16 protein-coding genes, 1 tRNA gene and 1 pseudogene are annotated in these 19,943 nt (G+C 43.7%); 12 read left to right on the forward strand and 6 right to left on the reverse strand.

Going from position 1 to position 19,943, the window contains the following annotated elements; all coding sequences use genetic code 11:
• Positions 1-43 precede the first annotated feature (43 nt).
• The 3 genes from lon to E5355_RS09245 are packed head-to-tail and all read left to right on the forward strand — an operon-like array spanning position 44 to position 4,784.
• Positions 44-2,524 (forward strand): endopeptidase La, encoded by a 2,481-nt coding sequence (lon, locus tag E5355_RS09235; protein ID WP_136010134.1) that lies wholly within the window; start codon positions 44-46, stop codon positions 2,522-2,524.
• Complete coding sequence (tgt, locus tag E5355_RS09240; RefSeq protein ID WP_136010135.1) at positions 2,521-3,651, forward strand: tRNA guanosine(34) transglycosylase Tgt; 1,131 nt, start codon at positions 2,521-2,523, stop codon at positions 3,649-3,651. The genes lon and tgt overlap by 4 nt, the downstream gene beginning before the upstream one ends.
• On the forward strand, positions 3,648-4,784 hold the full coding sequence (locus E5355_RS09245; RefSeq protein WP_136010136.1) for an LptF/LptG family permease: 1,137 nt from the start codon (positions 3,648-3,650) through the stop codon (positions 4,782-4,784). The genes tgt and E5355_RS09245 overlap by 4 nt, the downstream gene beginning before the upstream one ends.
• Positions 4,785-5,056: 272 nt before the next feature.
• Here E5355_RS09245 and E5355_RS09250 read toward each other — a convergent pair whose 3' ends face one another.
• Positions 5,057-5,557: a TlpA family protein disulfide reductase gene (locus tag E5355_RS09250; RefSeq protein WP_136010137.1), complete on the reverse strand. Its 501-nt coding sequence runs from the start codon at positions 5,555-5,557 to the stop codon at positions 5,057-5,059.
• Positions 5,558-5,833: 276 nt separating this feature from the next.
• On the opposite strand from E5355_RS09250, the gene serB reads away from it, so the two are divergent.
• Together serB and E5355_RS09265 are read left to right on the forward strand one after the other, a co-directional pair.
• Positions 5,834-7,063, forward strand: a complete 1,230-nt coding sequence (gene serB, locus E5355_RS09260) for a phosphoserine phosphatase SerB (protein ID WP_136010139.1) — start codon at positions 5,834-5,836, stop codon at positions 7,061-7,063.
• Between the two features lie 128 nt (positions 7,064-7,191).
• Complete coding sequence (locus E5355_RS09265; RefSeq protein WP_136010140.1) at positions 7,192-8,478, forward strand: DEAD/DEAH box helicase; 1,287 nt, start codon at positions 7,192-7,194, stop codon at positions 8,476-8,478.
• An 11-nt stretch (positions 8,479-8,489) separates the two neighbouring features.
• On the opposite strand, the gene E5355_RS09270 is transcribed toward E5355_RS09265, so the two are convergent.
• From E5355_RS09270 to E5355_RS09285, 4 genes are read right to left on the reverse strand one after another with little or no spacing between them, the layout of a single operon-like run.
• Entirely contained in the window at positions 8,490-9,290 is an 801-nt protein-coding gene (locus E5355_RS09270; protein WP_136010141.1) for a DUF4738 domain-containing protein, read from the reverse strand.
• A gap of 37 nt (positions 9,291-9,327) precedes the next feature.
• Entirely contained in the window at positions 9,328-10,641 is a 1,314-nt protein-coding gene (locus E5355_RS09275; protein ID WP_136010142.1) for a UDP-glucose dehydrogenase family protein, read from the reverse strand.
• A gap of 3 nt (positions 10,642-10,644) precedes the next feature.
• Positions 10,645-11,193, reverse strand: coding sequence for a dTDP-4-dehydrorhamnose 3,5-epimerase (gene rfbC, locus E5355_RS09280; RefSeq protein WP_136010143.1), 549 nt, complete (start codon positions 11,191-11,193; stop codon positions 10,645-10,647).
• Positions 11,194-11,197: 4 nt separating this feature from the next.
• Positions 11,198-12,613: a capsule assembly Wzi family protein gene (locus tag E5355_RS09285; RefSeq protein WP_136010144.1), complete on the reverse strand. Its 1,416-nt coding sequence runs from the start codon at positions 12,611-12,613 to the stop codon at positions 11,198-11,200.
• 234 nt (positions 12,614-12,847) lie between these two features.
• On the opposite strand from E5355_RS09285, the gene E5355_RS09290 reads away from it, so the two are divergent.
• From E5355_RS09290 to uxaC, 3 genes are all read left to right on the forward strand, one after another.
• Complete coding sequence (locus E5355_RS09290) at positions 12,848-13,948, forward strand: SPOR domain-containing protein (RefSeq protein WP_136010145.1); 1,101 nt, start codon at positions 12,848-12,850, stop codon at positions 13,946-13,948.
• A gap of 51 nt (positions 13,949-13,999) precedes the next feature.
• Positions 14,000-14,533 (forward strand): FHA domain-containing protein, encoded by a 534-nt coding sequence (locus E5355_RS09295; RefSeq protein WP_136010146.1) that lies wholly within the window; start codon positions 14,000-14,002, stop codon positions 14,531-14,533.
• A 355-nt stretch (positions 14,534-14,888) separates the two neighbouring features.
• The gene (uxaC, locus tag E5355_RS09300) at positions 14,889-16,295 is read left to right on the forward strand and encodes a glucuronate isomerase (RefSeq protein WP_136010147.1); all 1,407 of its coding nucleotides are present in this window, start codon (positions 14,889-14,891) and stop codon (positions 16,293-16,295) included.
• 41 nt (positions 16,296-16,336) lie between these two features.
• Here the strand turns inward: uxaC and E5355_RS09305 are convergent, their stop codons facing one another.
• Complete coding sequence (locus E5355_RS09305; RefSeq protein WP_136010148.1) at positions 16,337-17,026, reverse strand: HAD family hydrolase; 690 nt, start codon at positions 17,024-17,026, stop codon at positions 16,337-16,339.
• Between the two features lie 208 nt (positions 17,027-17,234).
• Here E5355_RS09305 and E5355_RS09310 point away from each other — a divergent pair, with 208 nt between their 5' ends.
• The 4 genes and pseudogenes from E5355_RS09310 to E5355_RS20135 all read left to right on the forward strand — a co-directional run.
• A complete protein-coding gene (locus tag E5355_RS09310; RefSeq protein WP_136010149.1) occupies positions 17,235-18,617 on the forward strand; it encodes a peptide MFS transporter in 1,383 nt (460 codons plus the stop codon).
• 82 nt (positions 18,618-18,699) lie between these two features.
• Positions 18,700-19,503: an MBL fold metallo-hydrolase gene (locus E5355_RS09315; RefSeq protein ID WP_136010150.1), complete on the forward strand. Its 804-nt coding sequence runs from the start codon at positions 18,700-18,702 to the stop codon at positions 19,501-19,503.
• A gap of 86 nt (positions 19,504-19,589) precedes the next feature.
• Positions 19,590-19,662: transfer RNA gene (locus E5355_RS09320), tRNA-Lys, on the forward strand.
• Between the two features lie 107 nt (positions 19,663-19,769).
• Positions 19,770-19,908 (forward strand): annotated as a pseudogene (locus E5355_RS20135) (flavodoxin family protein); the annotation flags it as partial.
• Positions 19,909-19,943 lie beyond the last annotated feature (35 nt).

Here is a 19,943-nt window from a genome sequence, read left to right on the forward strand (position 1 = left end):
GCTTTATTGGCCTGCCAATATGACATAAACTAAAAAGAAAGAAATGAAAAAAAGAAATTACCTGAGTGATGTCGAAGATAGAAACGGAAACGCTTTCTCTGTAATTGCTGATTTTGAGGGGAATGAGGAACAATTGATGGACATTGAGGTAGAAGAGGTCTTACCAATATTGCCTCTTCGAAATATGGTATTGTTCCCTGGGGTGTTTATGCCGGTATCTGTAGGAAGAACATCTTCCCTTAAATTGGTGCGTGAAGCAGAAAAGAAAAAATCTTATATAGCTGTTGTATGCCAAAAGGTGGCTGAAACAGAAACACCTATGCTTGATGATTTGCATACTATCGGTACGGTTGCCAAGATAGTACGCGTGCTTGAAATGCCAGACCAGACGACTACTGTCATCCTGCAAGGCTCCAAACGTATGGAACTGAAGGAGATTACGAATACGACTCCTTATCTGAGGGGACGGATAGCTACGCTGAATGAAGAACTTCCGGACAAGAATGACAAGGAGTTTCATGCATTGGTAGAGGCATGCAAGGACTTGACCGTACGCTACATCAAGTCCTCCGATATGTTTCCTCAAGATTCGGCATTTGCCATCAAGAACATCACCAATCCCATGTTTTTGGTAGACTTTATCTGTACGAACCTCCCGCTCAAGAAAGACGAAAAGATAGAATTGCTCCGTATCGACTCTTTGCGGGCGCGTACCTATCGCCTGCTCGAGATTCTGAATCGTGAAGTTCAGCTTGCCGAAATCAAAGAGTCTATCCAGATGCGTGCACGCGAGGATATAGACCAACAACAGCGTGAGTATTTCCTGCAGCAGCAGATTAAAACCATTCAAGACGAACTGGGTGGTGGCGGTCAGGAGCAGGAGATAGAGGAAATGCGCAAGAAAGCGGAGACAGTCAAATGGAATGAAGAGGTGAAGGCCTCTTTCTTAAAAGAGGTGGATAAGTTGGAACGCACCCATCCCCAGTCTCCCGACTACAGCGTGCAGCTGAATTATCTGCAGACGATGCTTAGCTTGCCATGGGGTATTTATACAGCTGATAATCTGAATCTTGCCAATGCGGAAAAGACACTGAATAAAGACCATTATGGTTTGGAGAAAGTGAAAGAACGCATTCTGGAACACCTGGCCGTATTGAAGTTGAAGGGCGATATGAAATCTCCCATCATCTGCCTATATGGCCCTCCGGGTGTAGGAAAAACCTCTTTGGGTCGTTCCATTGCTGCTGCTTTGAAGCGTAAGTACATCCGTATGTCGTTGGGTGGCGTGCATGATGAAGCCGAGATTCGCGGTCATCGCAAAACCTATATCGGTGCCATGCCAGGACGGATTATCAAGAATCTGATAAAGGCAGGCTCCTCCAATCCGGTATTTATCCTGGACGAAATAGACAAGGTGAGTGCCGACCGCCAGGGAGACCCCTCCTCTGCCCTCCTCGAAGTGCTTGACCCGGAACAGAACACTACATTTCATGATAACTTTTTGGACGTGGACTATGATTTGTCCAAAGTGATGTTCGTCGCTACTGCCAACAATCTGAATACCATCCCCGGACCGTTGTTGGACCGTATGGAGCTGATTGAAGTAAGCGGCTATATCACGGAAGAAAAGATTGAGATTGCCCGCCGCCATCTGGTTCCGAAGGAATTGGAGGCAAACGGTATGAAAAAGAATGATATCAAGATTCCGAAGAACACGCTGGAAGCCATTATAGAGAATTATACTCGTGAGAGCGGTGTGCGCGAACTGGAAAAGAAAATCGGAAAGATACTCCGTAAATCTGCACGCCAATATGCTACGGACGGTTATTTTGCGAAGACCGAAATCAAACCGGGAGACTTGTACGAATTCCTGGGTGCGCCTGAATATACCCGTGATAAGTATCAGGGCAATGAGTACGCAGGAGTAGTGACCGGTCTGGCGTGGACTGCCGTAGGTGGTGAGATACTTTTCGTGGAAACTAGCCTGAGCCGTGGTAAGGGCGGACGTTTGACACTGACCGGTAATTTGGGTGATGTAATGAAAGAGTCGGCCATGCTGGCACTGGAATACATCAAGGCGCATGCTTCCTTGCTGAATCTTGACGAAGAGGTTTTTGATAACTGGAACATCCATGTCCATGTGCCCGAAGGCGCCATTCCGAAAGACGGTCCGTCTGCCGGTATCACGATGGCTACCTCCCTCGCTTCTGCCCTCACCCAGAAAAAGGTGAAGGCCAATCTTGCTATGACGGGAGAGATAACACTTCGCGGTAAGGTACTTCCGGTAGGAGGCATCAAGGAGAAGATACTGGCAGCCAAGCGTGCAGGCATCAAGGAGATTATCTTAAGCGACGAAAACCGCAAGAATATAGAAGAGATACAGGATATATATCTGAAAGGACTGACTTTCCACTATGTGAAAGATATTAAGGAAGTGTTTGCCATTGCGCTGACTGATGAAAAAGTAGCCGATGCCATCGACTTGTCCGTAAAGAAAGAAAAGACTGAAAAGCAAGAGAAATGACATTTGAGTTACAATATACAGACAGCAAGACCAATGCACGTGCCGGACTGATTACTACTGACCACGGGCAGATTGAGACACCTATCTTTATGCCGGTAGGTACAGTGGGAACAGTGAAAGGCGTGCATCTGCCTGAACTGAAAGAGGACATAAAGGCGCAGATAATATTGGGTAATACCTATCATCTTTATCTGCGTCCGGGACTGGAAGTGATAGAGAAAGCCGGTGGACTGCATAAGTTCAACGGCTTTGACCGTCCTATGTTGACAGACAGTGGCGGCTTCCAGGTATTTTCGTTGTCCGGTATCCGCAAGTTGCGTGAAGAAGGTGCGGAATTCCGTTCGCATATTGACGGCAGCAAGCATGTCTTTACACCGGAGAAAGTGATGGATATAGAACGTACTATCGGTGCAGACATCATGATGGCCTTTGACGAATGTCCTCCGGGGGATTCGGACTACGAATATGCCAAAAAATCACTGGGATTGACGCATCGCTGGCTAGACCGCTGTATCAAGCGTTTCAACGAAACAGAACCGAAGTACGGTTATCAGCAATCCTTATTTCCCATTGTGCAGGGTTGCGTTTATCGCGACCTCCGTGAGCAGTCGGCAGAGTTTGTTGCCTCCAAAGGTGCTGACGGCAATGCCATTGGTGGTCTGGCTGTGGGCGAGCCTGTAGACAAGATGTACGAGATGATTGAGTTGGTGAACGGGATTCTTCCCAAAGACAAGCCTCGCTATCTGATGGGAGTCGGGACTCCGGTAAACATCCTGGAAGGCATTGAACGCGGTGTCGACATGTTCGACTGTGTGATGCCTACCCGAAACGGACGCAACGGCATGTTATTTACCAAGGACGGCATCATGAACATGCGCAACAAAAAATGGGAAATGGATTTCTCTCCCATTGAAGCAGACGGTGCCTCCTACGTAGATACCATGTACAGCAAGGCGTACTTGCGCCATCTGTTCCATGCACAGGAGTTGCTTGCCATGCAGATAGCATCCATCCACAACTTGGCCTTCTACCTATGGCTGGCGGGCGAAGCACGCAAGCATATCATTGCAGGCGACTTTGCTACCTGGAAACCAATGATGGTGAAACGCGTATCGACAAGATTATGAGAAGAAAGAACTGGAGGATATGGAAGAATGTAAAGCTGCCGAGAGGTAAATTCCTGAAGCGGCTGGACTGGTACATCATTAAGAAGTTTCTGGGTACGTATGTTTTTGCCATTGCGTTGATTATCTCTATTGCGGTGGTGTTCGACTTCAACGATAAGATGGACCGTTTTATGTCTCATGAAGCACCGTGGAACGCGATTGTCTTTGATTATTACTTGAACTTCATCCCCTACTTTGCCAATCTGTTCAGTCCGCTGTTTGTGTTTATTGCCGTAATCTTCTTTACTTCCAAATTGGCGGAGAACTCGGAAATCATCGCCATGTTCTCTACGGGAATGAGTTTCAAGCGTATGCTGCGTCCTTACATGGTGTCTGCGGCAATCATTGCGGTAGTGACATTCTGCCTCGGGTCTTATGTCATTCCCAAAGGCAGTGTGACACGTATTAATTTTGAGGACAAGTACTACAAACCCCGCAAGGCGAATACGGCACGGAATATCCAGCTGGAAGTGGATTCGGGAGTAATTGCCTATATCGAACGTTTTGAAGACTACAGCAAGACCGGCTATCGTTTTTCTTTGGACAAGTTCAACGACAAGCAACTGGTCTCCCACCTGACGGCCCGTTCCATTACTTACGACACGACGGCCGTACATAAGTGGAAAATCAAGGATTATATGATTCGCCAGATGGATGGCATGAAAGAGAGTATCATAAAAGGAGACCGCATAGATACCACTCTGTTCATGGAGCCTGCCGACTTCCTGATTATGAAGAACCAGCAGGAGATGTTGACCAACCCTCAGCTGAGCGAGTACATCAGCAGGCAGCGGCAGCGCGGCTTTGCCAACATCAAGGAATTTGAGATAGAGTACCACAAGCGTATTGCCATGTCATTCGCTTCCTTTATCCTGACGTTGATTGGAGTGTCTTTGTCTTCCAAGAAAACGAAAGGCGGAATGGGATTGCATTTGGGTATCGGTCTGGCATTGAGTTTCTCTTATATTCTGTTTCAGACCATTGCTTCCACATTTGCCGTGAACGGCAATATGCCTCCGGTCATCGCAGTGTGGATACCGAACGTAATGTATGCCTTCATTGCATTCTATCTATATAGGAAAGCACCGAAATAAGTATTCCAAACCTCTGCTTTAGCCTGCTCAAATTAAGGTTTAGCATACTAAAGTAGAGGTTTAGGATGCTTGCCTTCGGAAAGCCATAAAATAAGAATCCCCTCCCACTCTTGCGTTGTGCAAGTGCGGGAGGGGTTTTTTGTTGTATTCATTTCCTCTTTTGTTCTGTTCCCCTTTTTGCCGGAAAGAGATGCCGGGTTTCGGGGAACAACCCTCACTTTCATCTTACAGGTTCTTTAAGTCGCTGTCGTATGCACCGAGCATCGACAAGCTTAATTCAAGTAAGCGGAAAGTTCTGCAGCAGAGATGTTTTTGGCAATAATTACACCATTATCATCCAGTAAATAGTTAGTAAATCCGCGGCCCAAGCGATACTTCTTGAAGAGGCCGGAATATTCGCCTTTAGTTTCCACGAAACAAGTGGGCGTAACTATTTGGTCCTTACGGATGGTTTCCTCAAAGATTGACTGATACTCATCGAATGAAACTGAAACCATCTTCACATTCTTGTGGGTAGTAGAGCGAAGCGCATTGCTCAAACTTGCGTTCTGCATCCGGGATTGCGCGTCGTAACTTGCCCAAAAGCTGAGCAACACATACTTTCCTTTCAAATCGGAAAGGTCGGTTTGGGATTGCTCTGCCGACATGGATTGGATTTTAAAATCCGGGGCCATGTCACCCACATTCAAACCTCCGGTAGGTTTGTCTTTTTCTACAAAAGAAGTCAAGGAACTTATTAGTAATACAACAAAAATCCATTTTGCATATTTCATGCGGCACGGTTTTGGTTAATACTATCCGGGACTGTCCTTCAACAGTGATTTCTTCCCGGAACATCGTCTTCTCAAAGCTTGAAATGGGAAGGAACCCATTGATATTCAAAGCTTTTAATTCTGAAATCGGTTGCAAAGGTAAGTAATTCTTAAACAAACTTCCAAATAAACAAGCATTTTTCTCACTTTTTAGGGGTACATTTTTATGTTATTTAGCATAAATAGCGGGAATTTTCCTTACTTTTGTAGCCTATTATTCTATCAAAAAGATGACTTATGCAACCATTGAACACTGAACTTATCCTGATACGTATTACGGGTGAAGACCGTCCAGGACTGACAGCTTCCGTGACAGAAATTCTGGCTAAATATGACGCTACCATTCTGGATATCGGCCAGGCAGACATTCACAATACCCTTTCATTGGGCATTTTGTGCAAGACGGAAGAACAACACTCTGGGTTTATTATGAAAGAACTGCTTTTCAAGGCTTCCTCCTTGGGAGTGACTGTCCGTTTCTACCCCATTACTGCCAAAGAGTACGAGAATTGGGTGAATATGCAGGGAAAGAACCGCTATATTCTTACTTTATTGGGGCGTAAGTTGTCTGCCCGTCAAATATCCTCCGTTACCCGTATTCTTGCAGAGCAAGGCATGAATATCGATGCCATCAAGCGCCTTACAGGACGTATCCCGCTGGACGAGTGCGAATCACATACGCGTGCCTGCATCGAGTTTTCCGTTCGCGGCACTCCGAAAGACCGTATTGCCATGCAAGAGCAGTTGATGAAACTGGCAACAGAGCTGGAAATGGATTTCTCTTTCCAGTTGGACAACATGTACCGCCGAATGCGCCGCCTCATTTGCTTCGATATGGACTCTACGCTGATTGAAACCGAAGTGATTGACGAACTGGCCATACGTGCAGGTGTGGGTGACCAGGTAAAGGCTATTACCGAACGTGCCATGCGTGGTGAGATAGATTTCATTGAGAGTTTTCGCGAACGAGTGGCTTTGTTGAAAGGATTGGATGAATCTGTGATGCAGGAGATTGCAGAGAACCTTCCCATTACGGAAGGTGTGGATCGCCTGATGTATGTTTTGAAAAAATACGGCTATAAGATAGCTATTCTTTCTGGAGGTTTTACCTACTTCGGGCAATACCTCCAGAAGAAGTACAGTATAGACTATGTGTATGCCAACGAGCTGGAAATAGAAGATGGTAAACTGACCGGTCGCTATCTCGGTGATGTAGTAGACGGTAAGCGTAAGGCGGAATTACTGCGTTTGATAGCCCAGGTGGAGAAAGTGGATATTGCACAGACTATTGCTGTGGGCGACGGTGCCAACGACCTGCCCATGCTGGGAATTGCCGGCCTTGGAATTGCTTTCCATGCAAAGCCCAAAGTAGTTGCCAATGCCAAGCAATCCATCAACACCATCGGCTTAGATGGCGTACTTTACTTTCTGGGATTCAAGGATTCATACATTGATATTCCCCGTTGAAGGCAGATATTTGAAATAAATTTGCAAGCCCTTTAGACAATTATTGTCCCAAGGGCTCATTTTTTTACTGTAAGAATCTATTTTATAAGTCTTTTTCCTATCTTTGTACTCAAATTTAAAAGAGATACATGAAGTTTTCAGAACTACATTTGAATGGCAATGTGCTGGAGGCACTGGATGCCATGCGCTTTGAAGAGTGCACCCCTATACAAGAAAAATCAATACCCGTCATACTCGAAGGTCGAGATTTAATAGCAGTGGCACAAACCGGAACAGGAAAAACGGCTGCATATTTGTTGCCTATATTGAACAAGCTTTCAGAGGGTGGACATCCAGCCGATGCCATCAACTGCATTGTCATGGCTCCTACCCGTGAATTGGCACAACAGATAGACCAACAGATGGAAGGTTTTTCTTATTTCATGCCGGTTTCCAGCGTGGCCGTGTATGGTGGTAATGACGGAATACTGTTTGAGCAGCAGAAAAAAGGGTTGACACTCGGTGCTGATGTCGTTATTGCTACCCCGGGGCGTTTGATAGCCCATCTTAGCCTTGGCTATGTAGACCTTTCCCGTGTCTCTTATTTTATTCTGGACGAAGCAGACCGGATGCTGGACATGGGATTTTATGACGATATTATGCAGATTGTCAAATTCCTCCCTAAAGAGCGGCAGACAATCATGTTCTCTGCCACCATGCCTGCTAAGATACAACAGTTGGCTGGTAACATTCTGAACAACCCTGCCGAAGTGAAACTGGCAGTTTCTAAGCCGGCGGAAAAGATTGTGCAGGCTGCATACATTTGCTATGAGAACCAGAAACTGGGGATTATCCGCAGTCTGTTTGCAGAGGGGACGCCGGAACGTGTTATCATCTTTGCTTCTTCTAAACTGAAGGTGAAGGAAATGACCAAAGCCTTGAAGCAGATGAAACTGAACGTTGGGGAAATGCATTCCGATTTGGAGCAGGCACAGCGCGAAGAAGTAATGTACGAGTTCAAGGCAGGACGTATCAATATCCTGGTAGCTACGGATATTGTTGCGAGAGGTATTGATATCGATGACATCCGTCTGGTGATAAACTATGACGTTCCCCACGACAGTGAAGATTATGTACACCGTATCGGACGTACGGCGCGTGCCAACAATGATGGCGTAGCCATCACCTTCGTTTCCGAGAAGGAGCAAAGTAATTTTAAGAATATTGAAAAGTTTCTGGATAGGGATATCTATAAGATACCGATTCCCGAAGAGCTGGGTGAAGCACCCGAATACAAGCCGAGAGCATCTGGTGGAAGGAAACGAGGTAGCCATGATAGCGGACGTAAGCCAGAAGGAAACAGGAACAGTCGCAATAGTAATAAAGGTGGCAAGCCTAGAAATAAGCGCCCGCAGAACAGCGGCGAGAAGAAATAGAAAAAGCGGATTTATTCTGCTTTTTCTATATTCATAGTATTGTCAAAACCAATAATCATATTTACCAGATTGTATACAGAACTTTCGGGTATGCCGAGAGTTGCCTGGTAATGGTACCCTCTGTCATCCACACCCATGAAATTCATATCGGCAAGAATGGTCTGATTCAGCACCTCGGCAGGGAATATATCCGTAAACATCTTTTTGGTGATATCCTGGCCGTAAAGTATTTTCTTCCCTTCGTATACACAGATATGGATTACATTATCATAATACACATTGTCCACGTTGATACCATTCTCGGAATAAGAAGTCTTGAAAACCTTCATTTTTGAGGGATTGATATACACATATCCCCTATATCTTACATTCTTGTATGTCACAATGCTGTCTTTCTTTATTACTTCCGGAGTAGTAGAGATAACCTCTACTTCGTGGCTGGTGAAAGCCAATGAATCTTCCTCATTTTCTGATTTATGCAGTTTGATTACTTCGTCGGCCAGCGAGCGGAACCAAAAGCTATATTCCGTTTGCCGGTCTATCTTATAGGCCACCGGTTCATTGCTGTATATGTAGATTGTATCGTGAACTACCTTGAAAGGTACGGGAATGCTTTGCGAATTGGCATAATATACAGTATCTCCCTCAATGCGAATTAACGGCATCTCTGTTTCATCGTTCACCCAAATGCCTTGCAACAGCTGTTTTGCAGTGAGGTCTTCCTTTACGAAAACCTCCCCTTTTTGTTTGTTGCTGCATGATGCCAATGAGACAACAAATACAATGAGAATCGCACTTCCTTTTATCGTCATAGCGTCTCTGTTTATTTCTTTTGTTTTTTCTGCAACTTCATTTTCCGATACAATGATAGGTGAAACCTTGTTCTTCCATATCTTTCTTATCGTAGATATTACGTCCGTCCAATATCAGCGGTCGCTTCATGGTCTTTTTGATGACTGCCCATGAAGGCAAGCGGAATTCTTTCCACTCAGTCACCAGCATCAATGCATCTGCATCCAATGCAGCATCGTACATATCTGTTGCATAATAAATGCTCTCACCTATACGGCATCGGCATTCGTTTATGGCAGCCGGGTCGTAGACACGTACTTTGCAACCTGCTTTCAACAGCTTGTCAATCAAGACCAAGGCCGGGGCTTCGCGCATGTCGTCTGTTTCGGGTTTAAAGGCCAATCCCCAAATGGCGATAGTCTTTCCATTCAAATCATCATTGAAATGCTTCTGCAGCTTTTCGAATAAGACACTTTTCTGTTTGTCGTTCACTTCTTCTACAGCATGGAGTACACGCATTTTGTAACCGTTCAGTTCGGCCGTCTTAATCAGTGCCTTGACGTCTTTAGGGAAGCATGAACCACCATAACCTATTCCCGGATAGAGGAATTTGCGCCCGATGCGGGTATCCGAGCCAATGCCATTGCGCACCATGTTTACATCTGCCCCCACCAATTCGCACAAATTGGCAATATCGTTCATGAAGCTGATACGGGTGGCAAGCATGGAGTTAGCTGCATACTTTGTCATTTCTGCAGAAGGGATGTCCATAAAGATGACGCGGAAATTATTCAGCAGGAACGGTTTGTAGAGTTTGCTCATAACTTTCTTCGCACGGTCGGACTTCACTCCCACCACTACACGGTCGGGACTCATGAAATCGTTGATGGCATTACCTTCTTTCAGAAATTCGGGATTCGAAGCGACATCAAATTCAACATTCACCCCTCTCTTATCAAGCTCTTCTTGAATAATAGCTTGCACTTTCTCGGCGGTACCTACGGGAACGGTACTTTTGGTTACCACCAACACGTATTTCTGCATATTGCGTCCGATGGTGCGGGCAACTTCCAGCACATAACTCAAGTCGGCACTGCCATCTTCATCGGGTGGTGTGCCTACGGCACTGAACACCACTTCCACCTCATTCAGGCAACTCTCCAGAGACGTGGTGAATCGCAGGCGCCCCGCTTTCACATTCCTGCTAATCATTTCTTCCAGTCCATTTTCATAGATAGGGATAATGCCCTTTTTCAGTGACTCAATCTTTTCACTGTTCGTGTCTACGCAAATAACATTGACACCAATTTCCGCAAAGCAGGTTCCGGTTACCAAACCGACGTATCCTGTACCGACAATGGCTATTTTCATATTTTATTCATAATAGACCGCATCTTTAAACGATACGGCATGTCCGTCTTTATCTGACAATAGAAGCTGTTCCGCAGCAACGGGCCATTCAATGCCGATGCTTTCATCGTCAAAACGGATGGATGCCTCGGATTGCGGTGCATATACGTTGTCTACCTTGTAAGTAAAGACAGCTTCATCACTCAGCACCAGAAAACCGTGGGCAAAGCCACGCGGAATGAAGAACTGTCTCTTATTCTCCTCACTCAGTTCCACACTGACATGCTTTCCGAAAGTGGGAGAAGATTTTCTTAAATCGACAGCCACATCCAGTACCTTTCCTTTTATGACACGTACCAGTTTAGCCTGGCTGCAATCACCCTTTTGGTAATGCAGACCACGTAATACCCCGAAAGAGGACTTGGACTCATTATCTTGAATGAAGTGAACATCTCCGACATGTGCACGGAACTCTTCTTCCTTAAATGCTTCCATAAAATATCCGCGGGCATCGTGGAATACTTTCGGCTCAATCAGCCATACACCATCAATCTCTGTTTGTATATAGTTCATTTTCTTAAAATGTTTTATGTACTTTCAGTTGGAATCCGAAATTGTCTCCATATATCTCCCCCATATCCAATGCAAGGGATGCGTTGAAGCACCAGCCTTTCCATTTGCGGGGAGTATAGTAAAACGATGCAAAAGTAGAAAAATTTTCTAATATATCAGGTATCGGACGGTGAGGAGTTCCCCAAGTTCTGCTGTGGGACAATTTTGCTATGTATCTCCACTCACTGCCGATGTCACCGCTCCATCCCAGATGCAAGGCCTTAACGCGATTGTATTTGAAACTCATATTGCCATCCTTATTATAGATAGGCGATGCTATCAACGGATTGGCTATCGCCATACCCCAATGTACCCACCCTGGGTAGTAACCGTTGTTGTAATAGTTGTCGGCGCCTCCGGTCTTATTTACTACGGAATTCTGCAAACCGTGCAGAGGACCGCTCATGTTGGTCGTTTGGAGATATTCGATAACGATTCCATTGATAGCCTGGGTATGGTTGGATTTATATTCCACCCCCCATAAGCCATCCCATCCGTTGAGTTTGACCATAGCGGAAAAGTCGTCGAAGTGATTGTCCAGATAGGCGCTGATGGAGAAATCTTCCTTAGGACGATAAGTCATTTTGACATATTCGCTGCCCAGAAAATTGCCTTGGAAAGCCAGATGTTCACCTACCGGTCCGTCTTCACGCCCGTGGCCGGGGAAGAATACGCGTATGTAATCCTTCCATCCGTTGCCCAAGTCCCCCGGTTCGGCTCCTCCAATCTTATATCCTCCGAATTGGGTGTCGAGAGTCATTCCGAGTTCCAACTGCCATTTTCCTTCGGGTATGCCGATACGCAGAAACCCTTCTTTATGATGATATTTGATGTTCTTGGTATACCAGTATTTCTCTCCGACTTGTTCCCGTTGGTATTTATTGTCTGTAAACCACCCGTACGAGATTTCTCCTTTCAGGCCTAAACGGGGCAGCAACTGTACATACTCGGGTATACCTATCTGTACCTGTGGAATGGGACGTGCATTGCCCGACCAGGTCATGCCGCCACTGCTCAGTTCTTGATTCAGTAATGGGGAATTCCGTTCTTTACTGCCGACAAAGAATCCGAACCATTTATAGCGGATGTCTACATAAGCCTGTTGTACAATGAAGGAAGTAGTGAATCCCGCTACCGCTGCCACATCTAGTGCTTCCTCAAATCTCCATTTTCCAAGTTCGCGTTTATGGGATATACCCCCACGCATGTAAGTGTTGTTGTCAAGCGAAGTGAGTCCTTGCTGGTTGCTGACCTGCCAAAGAGGGGTATTTGCACCAGTATGCAGAGTTACTCCATATTCCAAGAATGAAGACAATTGCTGTGCCAGCATCGTGCTCTTTCCTACAGACAAGAAAACCATCAGACAGAAGATAATACGCATAATAGTTTTAGTTAAATATTTAGGTTTGTATACTCTTACAAGGGCAATTATCCTTCTATTCTTGGCGAGCATAGTAAAACTATACAAAAGTAGAAATTTTTCTGGTAAAAAACCTCTTTCCTTATCGAAATACCTCTTGAAAATGCATTTTCAAGAGGCAGTGTTTATAATTTTTTAGTAAGAAAAAAAGCTCTGAAACTGGCGTATATCCGATATTTCCGCTACTTTTGTAGCATGATTGAATTAGCACAACATATAGAAATATTGTTATTGGAGAACGATTGTGTCATTGTTCCCGGCTTGGGAGGATTTGTAGCCCATTATACGTCGGCAATGAGAGTAGCGGAAGAAAATATTTTTCTGCCTCCTACCCGTATCATCGGCTTTAATCCTCAATTGAAGATGAATGACGGATTACTTGTACAATCTTACATGGCTGTCTATGATACCGACTTTTCCGATGCTACGCGGATTGTAGAAAAAAAAGTGTCGTATATAGTCACTGCTCTCCATGAAGAAGGCAAGGTGGATTTGCCCAACATTGGCGAATTGCGTTACTCCATTCACGGCACTTATGACTTTGCTCCCTATGACCACAAGATAACTACTCCCTACTTATATGGACTGGATAGTTTTGAAATACAGGAACTGGCAGAACAGAAGAAACCGTATACGGAAAAGACCGTCCGTTATTCTGTTCCAGTTGTGCCGGAAGACAAAAAGCGAAAGTTTGAGATTAAATTCAACCGTTCCTATTTGCTGAATGCAGTTGCCATGGTTGCAGTGGTCGCCTTGTTTTTCTTTTTGTCTACACCGATAGAAAATACAGAAGTGATTGAAGGAAATTATGCGCAACTACTTCCGAATGAACTTTTCGAGATGATAGAAAAGGAATCACTTGCCATTAATCCGATTGTTGTCAGCCAGAAGGCCGACATTCCGAAAGCGTCGGCTCAAACACACACGAGGCTGCAGGCAAAGAAAGAGGTAGTTCCGGTTATTCTCCAACCTAAGCAACAGACGGCAGAAGTGTCCTCTGCATCTGCAACAACAAAAAGTGAAGTTCAAAAGACAACTACAGAGAGTGTAGCTCCGTTACTTGTCTCCGCAAAGAAATACCATGTCATCATTGCCAGTGTAGGTACAGAGAAGGATGCCGAAGCAATGGCAAAGCAACTGATTGAAAAAGGTTATCCTCATGCAAAAGCAATCGTTGGCAATGGTAAAATGCGTGTCAGCATTAAGTCTTGCGATACAGAAACAGAAGCATATCAGGAATTGAACAGAGTTCGCCAGAATAAAGCGTATAAGAACGCTTGGGTATTAAAGAAGTAGAAAGTAATCTACCCTTGCCTTATTTTTTAATTCTTTAATTTTTTAACTATCATGAAGCGTATCCGTTGTCCTAAATGTGAGAATTACCTAACATTCGATGAAACCAAGTATACCGAAGGTCAATCGCTGGTCTTTGTATGCGACCAGTGTAAGAAGCAGTTCAGTATCCGTTTAGGCAAATCAAAGATGAAAGCCCCTCAAAAAGAAGAACGTCCGGATGAAGCAGAGTTTAAAGAAGCCTTTGGCAGCATCACGGTCATTGAGAATGTGTTTGGTTTTAAGCAGGTGCTTCCATTGCAGGAAGGTGACAATATCATAGGCCGGCGTTGCGTGGGGAATGTTATTGAAGTACCGATTGAGACTTCGGATATGAGTATGGATCGGCGTCACTGTATCATTAATGTAAAGAGCAATAAGCAGGGAGCGTTGATTTATACCTTACGCGATGCTCCCAGCCTGACGGGAACTTTCCTTAATAATGAAATTTTGGGTGACAAAGACCGCATTCGCATTGACGATGGAGCCATCGTAACCATTGGCGCCACTACTTTTATATTGCGGGCAGCAGAGCAGGAAAATCTTTAGACGAAAAAGAAAACTGTGGCTTAATATTTTCCATCAACTGTGGCATAAACAAGCAGACCGTACAAAAAACTCCTTTTGTACGGTCTGCTTGTTTATGCCACAGGAATAAAAGAATACCTTTTATAGTATTCCTGCATACCTTTTTCTTGGATGGATTTTAAGAAGCAATACTAACACAGCAGTATGAATACAAAGATTCGGATTATTTTGTTTCTCCAAGTAAAATTTCTACTTTTGTGTTCGATAACGGTTAATAAAAACGAAAACAGTTATCAAGTCTATTATATTCACAATCAACACTATATAGATATAATGAATAGAAAGTAATATTTTTAGATACTTAAAGCACAAAAAGATGAAAAACTTTATGGACGAAAACTTCTTGTTGCAAACGGAAACAGCACAGAAGTTGTATCACGAGCATGCGGCTAAGATGCCGATTATCGACTATCATTGTCACTTGATTCCTCAAATGGTGGCGGAAGATTATCAATTTAAGTCACTGACTGAAATCTGGTTGGGAGGTGACCACTACAAGTGGCGTGCTATGCGTACCAATGGTGTGGACGAACGCTTCTGTACCGGTAAGGATACTACAGATTGGGAAAAGTTTGAGAAGTGGGCCGAAACTGTACCTTATACTTTCCGTAATCCGCTGTACCACTGGACTCATCTTGAATTAAAGACTGCTTTTGGAACCGATAAGATTCTGAATCCTCAAACAGCTCGTGAAATTTATGATGAATGTAATGAGAAGCTGAAACTGCCCGAATATTCTGCCCGCGGCATGATGCGCCGCTATCACGTGGAAGTGGTTTGTACTACGGATGACCCTATTGATTCTTTGGAACATCATATTAAAACACGAGAAAGCGGCTTTGAAATCAAAATGCTGCCCACTTGGCGTCCAGACAAGGCAATGGCAGTGGAAGTTCCTGCCGATTTCCGTATATACGTAGAAAAATTGGCCGAAGCGAGCGATGTAACTATTTCCAACTTTGACGATATGGTTGTAGCCTTGCGTAAGCGTCACGATTTCTTCGCAGAACAAGGTTGTAAACTGTCTGACCACGGAATTGAAGAATTCTATGCCGAAGATTATAGAGAAGCAGAGATTAAGGTTATATTTAATAAAGTATATGGCGGTGCCGAATTGACGAAAGAAGAAATTCTGAAATTCAAGTCGGCCATGCTGGTTGTGTTTGGCGAAATGGATTGGGAGAAAGGTTGGACACAACAGTTTCATTATGGTGCTATTCGCAACAATAACAGTAAGATGTTCAAGCTATTAGGACCTGACACCGGTTTTGATTCCATTGGCGAATTTACTACAGCAAAAGCCATGGCAAAATTCCTCGACCGTTTAAACTCCAATGGTAAACTGACCAAAACTATTCTTTATAACTTGAATCCATGCGCTAATGAAGTAATTGCCACTATGCTGGGCAACTTTCAAGATGGGACGATTGCCGGTAAGATTCAATTCGGTTCCGGTTGGTGGTTCCTCGACCAAAAGGATGGTATGGAAAAGCAGATGAATGCCCTTTCTGTATTAGGCTTGTTAAGCCGATTTGTTGGTATGCTGACCGATTCCCGTTCCTTCCTCTCCTATCCGCGTCATGAATATTTCCGCCGTACATTGTGCAATCTTGTAGGCCGTGATGTGGAAAATGGTGAAATTCCTGTCTCCGAGATGGAACGCGTAAACCAGATGATTGAAGATATCAGCTATTATAATGCCAAGAATTTCTTCCAATTCTAACAGCACTAGTAAGCTATAAGTCATGCAGTTTAACTCATAACTTATAGCTTATCTAATATTTCTTTGATACTATCCAATTGTATAAAATTGGGATGTCGTATTTCCCCTTCATGTTGCTCGTATGCCCAAGTCACGTTGTATGGTACATGGGCAGCATACCCCCCAAGTTCCAATACCGGAAGTATGTCTGATTTTACAGAATTACCTATCATCAGGAGTTTTTCAGGCAGACAGCCCAATGTTTCAATCAGCCTCCGGTAATCATCGATTTTCTTGTCACTCATGATTTCGATATGATGGAAATATTCTTGCAGTCCGGAGGCTCCTATTTTCCTTTTCTGGTCGAACAAGTCCCCCTTAGTGGCCAACACCAATTTATACTTCCCATGAAGTGACGATATGGTCTCTTCCACGCCTCCCAGCAGTATGACCGGTTTCTGCAGTAGTTCTTGTCCCCATCCTATTACTTCCTCTATAAGATGTATACTTCCGTTTCCGTCTGTCACTTTGCAGATGGTTTCAGTCATACTGAGCATTATACTCTTCAGTCCGTAGCCATACATGTGCAGATTCTTCATTTCTGTTTCGAAAAAACTTTGTGATATGGATGAAGCGGGCAGATACTGCCTTAAAAGGTTACAGAATTTGTGTTCGAACTCCTGAATATAAAGTTCGCTTTCCCACAGTGTATCATCAGCATCAAAAGCTATGAATTCAATTTTATCTTTCATGAATGGTCGTTTTTATAAAATTGTCCAAAGATACGGAGTATTCCATATAAATGAAAAGATAAATAGCGATAAATAGGAAGTTAATACTTTGTCTGCAGCTTATTAATATCGTGTTTGCAAGAAATTAATATTTTGCAAACACGATATTAATTTTCTATTTTTGCACTTATTTTTTCATTTAATGCATAAATTTTAATCGTTACAAAGGATGATGACATCACCCCAACCCACTTCCAAAGGTTTCAACAGAGCCTTTTGGGTAAGTAGTACAGTAGAACTGTTCGAACGCATGGCATATTATGCCGTATTTATTATTCTTACCATTTATCTTTCCAACATTTTAGGTTTCAATGATTTTGAGTCAAGCATGATTTCCGGCTTGTTTTCGGGAGGACTCTATCTGTTGCCTATCTTTACGGGCGCATATGCCGATAAGATAGGTTTCCGAAAGTCAATGATTATTGCTTTCTCATTACTATCCATCGGATATTTGGGCTTGGGACTGCTTCCTACCCTGCTGGAAGCTGCCGGTCTGGTGAAGTATGGTGAGATAACCCGTTTTTCCGGATTGCCAGACAGTAATGACCGCTGGATGATTGTCCCTGTATTGTTTGTTATCATGGTGGGAGGTTCGTTCATCAAGTCTATTATATCGGGATCGGTGGCTAAGGAAACAACAGAGGCTACCCGTGCACGCGGTTATTCCATCTTCTATATGATGGTGAATATAGGCGCATTTACCGGGAAAACGGTGGTCGATCCTCTACGGAATGTTATCGGTGAGCAAGCTTATATTTATATCAATTACTTCTCGGCTGTCATGACGTTGTTAGCATTATCGGCTGTCATCTTATTGTATAAATCGGCACATACAGCAGGTGAAGGAAAAAGCATGCGTGAAATTGGACAAGGCTTTCTGCGTATTATCACTAATTGGCGTTTGCTGATTCTTATTCTCATCGTAACCGGTTTTTGGATGGTGCAGCAACAACTCTATGCAACTATGCCCAAATATGTCATCCGTATGGCGGGTGAAACGGCCAAACCGGGGTGGATAGCCAATGTAAACCCGTTTGTAGTGGTTTGCTGCGTAAGCTTTATTACTCGATGGATGGCAAAACGCACCGCAATTACTTCCATGAATATAGGCATGTTTCTTATTCCGGTATCGGCATTGCTGATGGCATGCGGTAATTTGTTGGGTAATGACATTATTGCCGGCATGAGTAATATTACTTTAATGATGGTGCTTGGCATTGTAGTACAGGCTTTGGCTGAATGTTTCATTTCACCACGTTATCTGGAATACTTCTCTTTGCAAGCCCCCAAGGGCGAAGAAGGCATGTACCTTGGTTTCAGTCATCTTCATTCATTCCTCTCTTCTATTTTGGGGTTTGGTATTGCGGGGGTACTTCTGACAAAATATTGTCCTGACCCAAGCTTGTTTGAAACCCGCGAAGCGTGGGAAGCAGCCAGTGTCAATGCACATTATATTTGGTATTATTTCGCTGCTATAGGATTGGTTGCAGCAATTGCATTATTCGTTTTTGCCAAAACGACCGAATTCATCGACAAAAAGAAGAAGGCATAAGGGGCATGTATTGCATACTTTTTGTATATTTGCCGTCACTTTTTTTAAAAGTGACGGTTTTTTTGTAATTAAGGAGATTAGGATGAAAGTAAAATTTATAAGCCTTGCCAGTGGAAGCAGTGGCAACTGCTATTATATAGGTACAGAAAAATATGGAATACTCATTGACGCCGGCATTGCAGTACGGACGATAAAAAAAGGACTCAAGGAAGCAGGTATCAGCATGGAAATGATACGTGCGGTATTTGTTACGCACGACCATGCAGATCATATTAAAGCGGTAGGCGGACTGGGTGAGAAGCAGAATATTCCTATTTATACAACTGCCCAGATTCATAAGGGTATCAACCGGAGCTATTGCATGACGGAAAAGTTATATTCGTCTGTCCGTTATCTGGAAAAGCAGCAACCCATGCAGTTGGAAGACTTTCATATCGAATCTTTCGAAGTACCTCATGACGGCACGGACAATGTGGGCTATTGTATTGAGATAGACGGAAAGGTCTTTGCTTTTCTTACAGATCTTGGTGAAATCACTCCTACAGCTGCAGAATATATCAAAAAGGCCAATTATCTGATATTGGAAGCCAACTACGATGAGGAGATGTTGCGTATGGGTACCTATCCCCAATACCTGAAAGAACGTATTACCAGCCGTACCGGGCACATGAGCAATATTGCTACTGCCGAATTCCTTTCGGAAAATATGACGGAGCATTTACAGTATATTTGGCTTTGCCATTTGAGCAAGGACAATAACCATCCAGAATTGGCCTATAAGACAGTGGAATGGAAGTTAAGGGAAAAAGGAATTATCGTAGGAAAGGATGTGCAGTTATGCGCTTTGAAGCGTACAACTCCTTCTGATTTATATGAGTTTGAATAAAAAATCTCATTTCATAGCAAAAAACACTTCAATTTATTTGCATGAATAAAATAAAAGGATTACTTTTGCACCCGCAAATAAGAAATGCACTCTTAGCTCAGTTGGTAGAGCAACTGACTCTTAATCAGTGGGTCCAGGGTTCGAATCCCTGAGGGTGTACATAACAAAAAAAGGAACAACTAATGTTGTTCCTTTTTTTGTTATGTATCCATATTTCTTTATATTTGCGTACTCATTTATATTTCTAAGACTAAAAGAAACACAATATGGGAAAAGATTCAAAGCAGATAGTGGTTCTCCTGGCGCATCCTAATATCAAAGAATCGCAGGCAAACAAGGCGTTGATAGAGGCTGTACATGAAAGAAGTGGCCATATACAAATTGCATGAAATGCGTAATGAAGATATCCGCTGTCCATATAATTAAAACACTTATACAAA

Origin of the sequence: Bacteroides muris (ex Afrizal et al. 2022) (assembly GCF_004793475.1) — a bacterium.
GTDB lineage: Bacteria > Bacteroidota > Bacteroidia > Bacteroidales > Bacteroidaceae > Bacteroides > Bacteroides muris.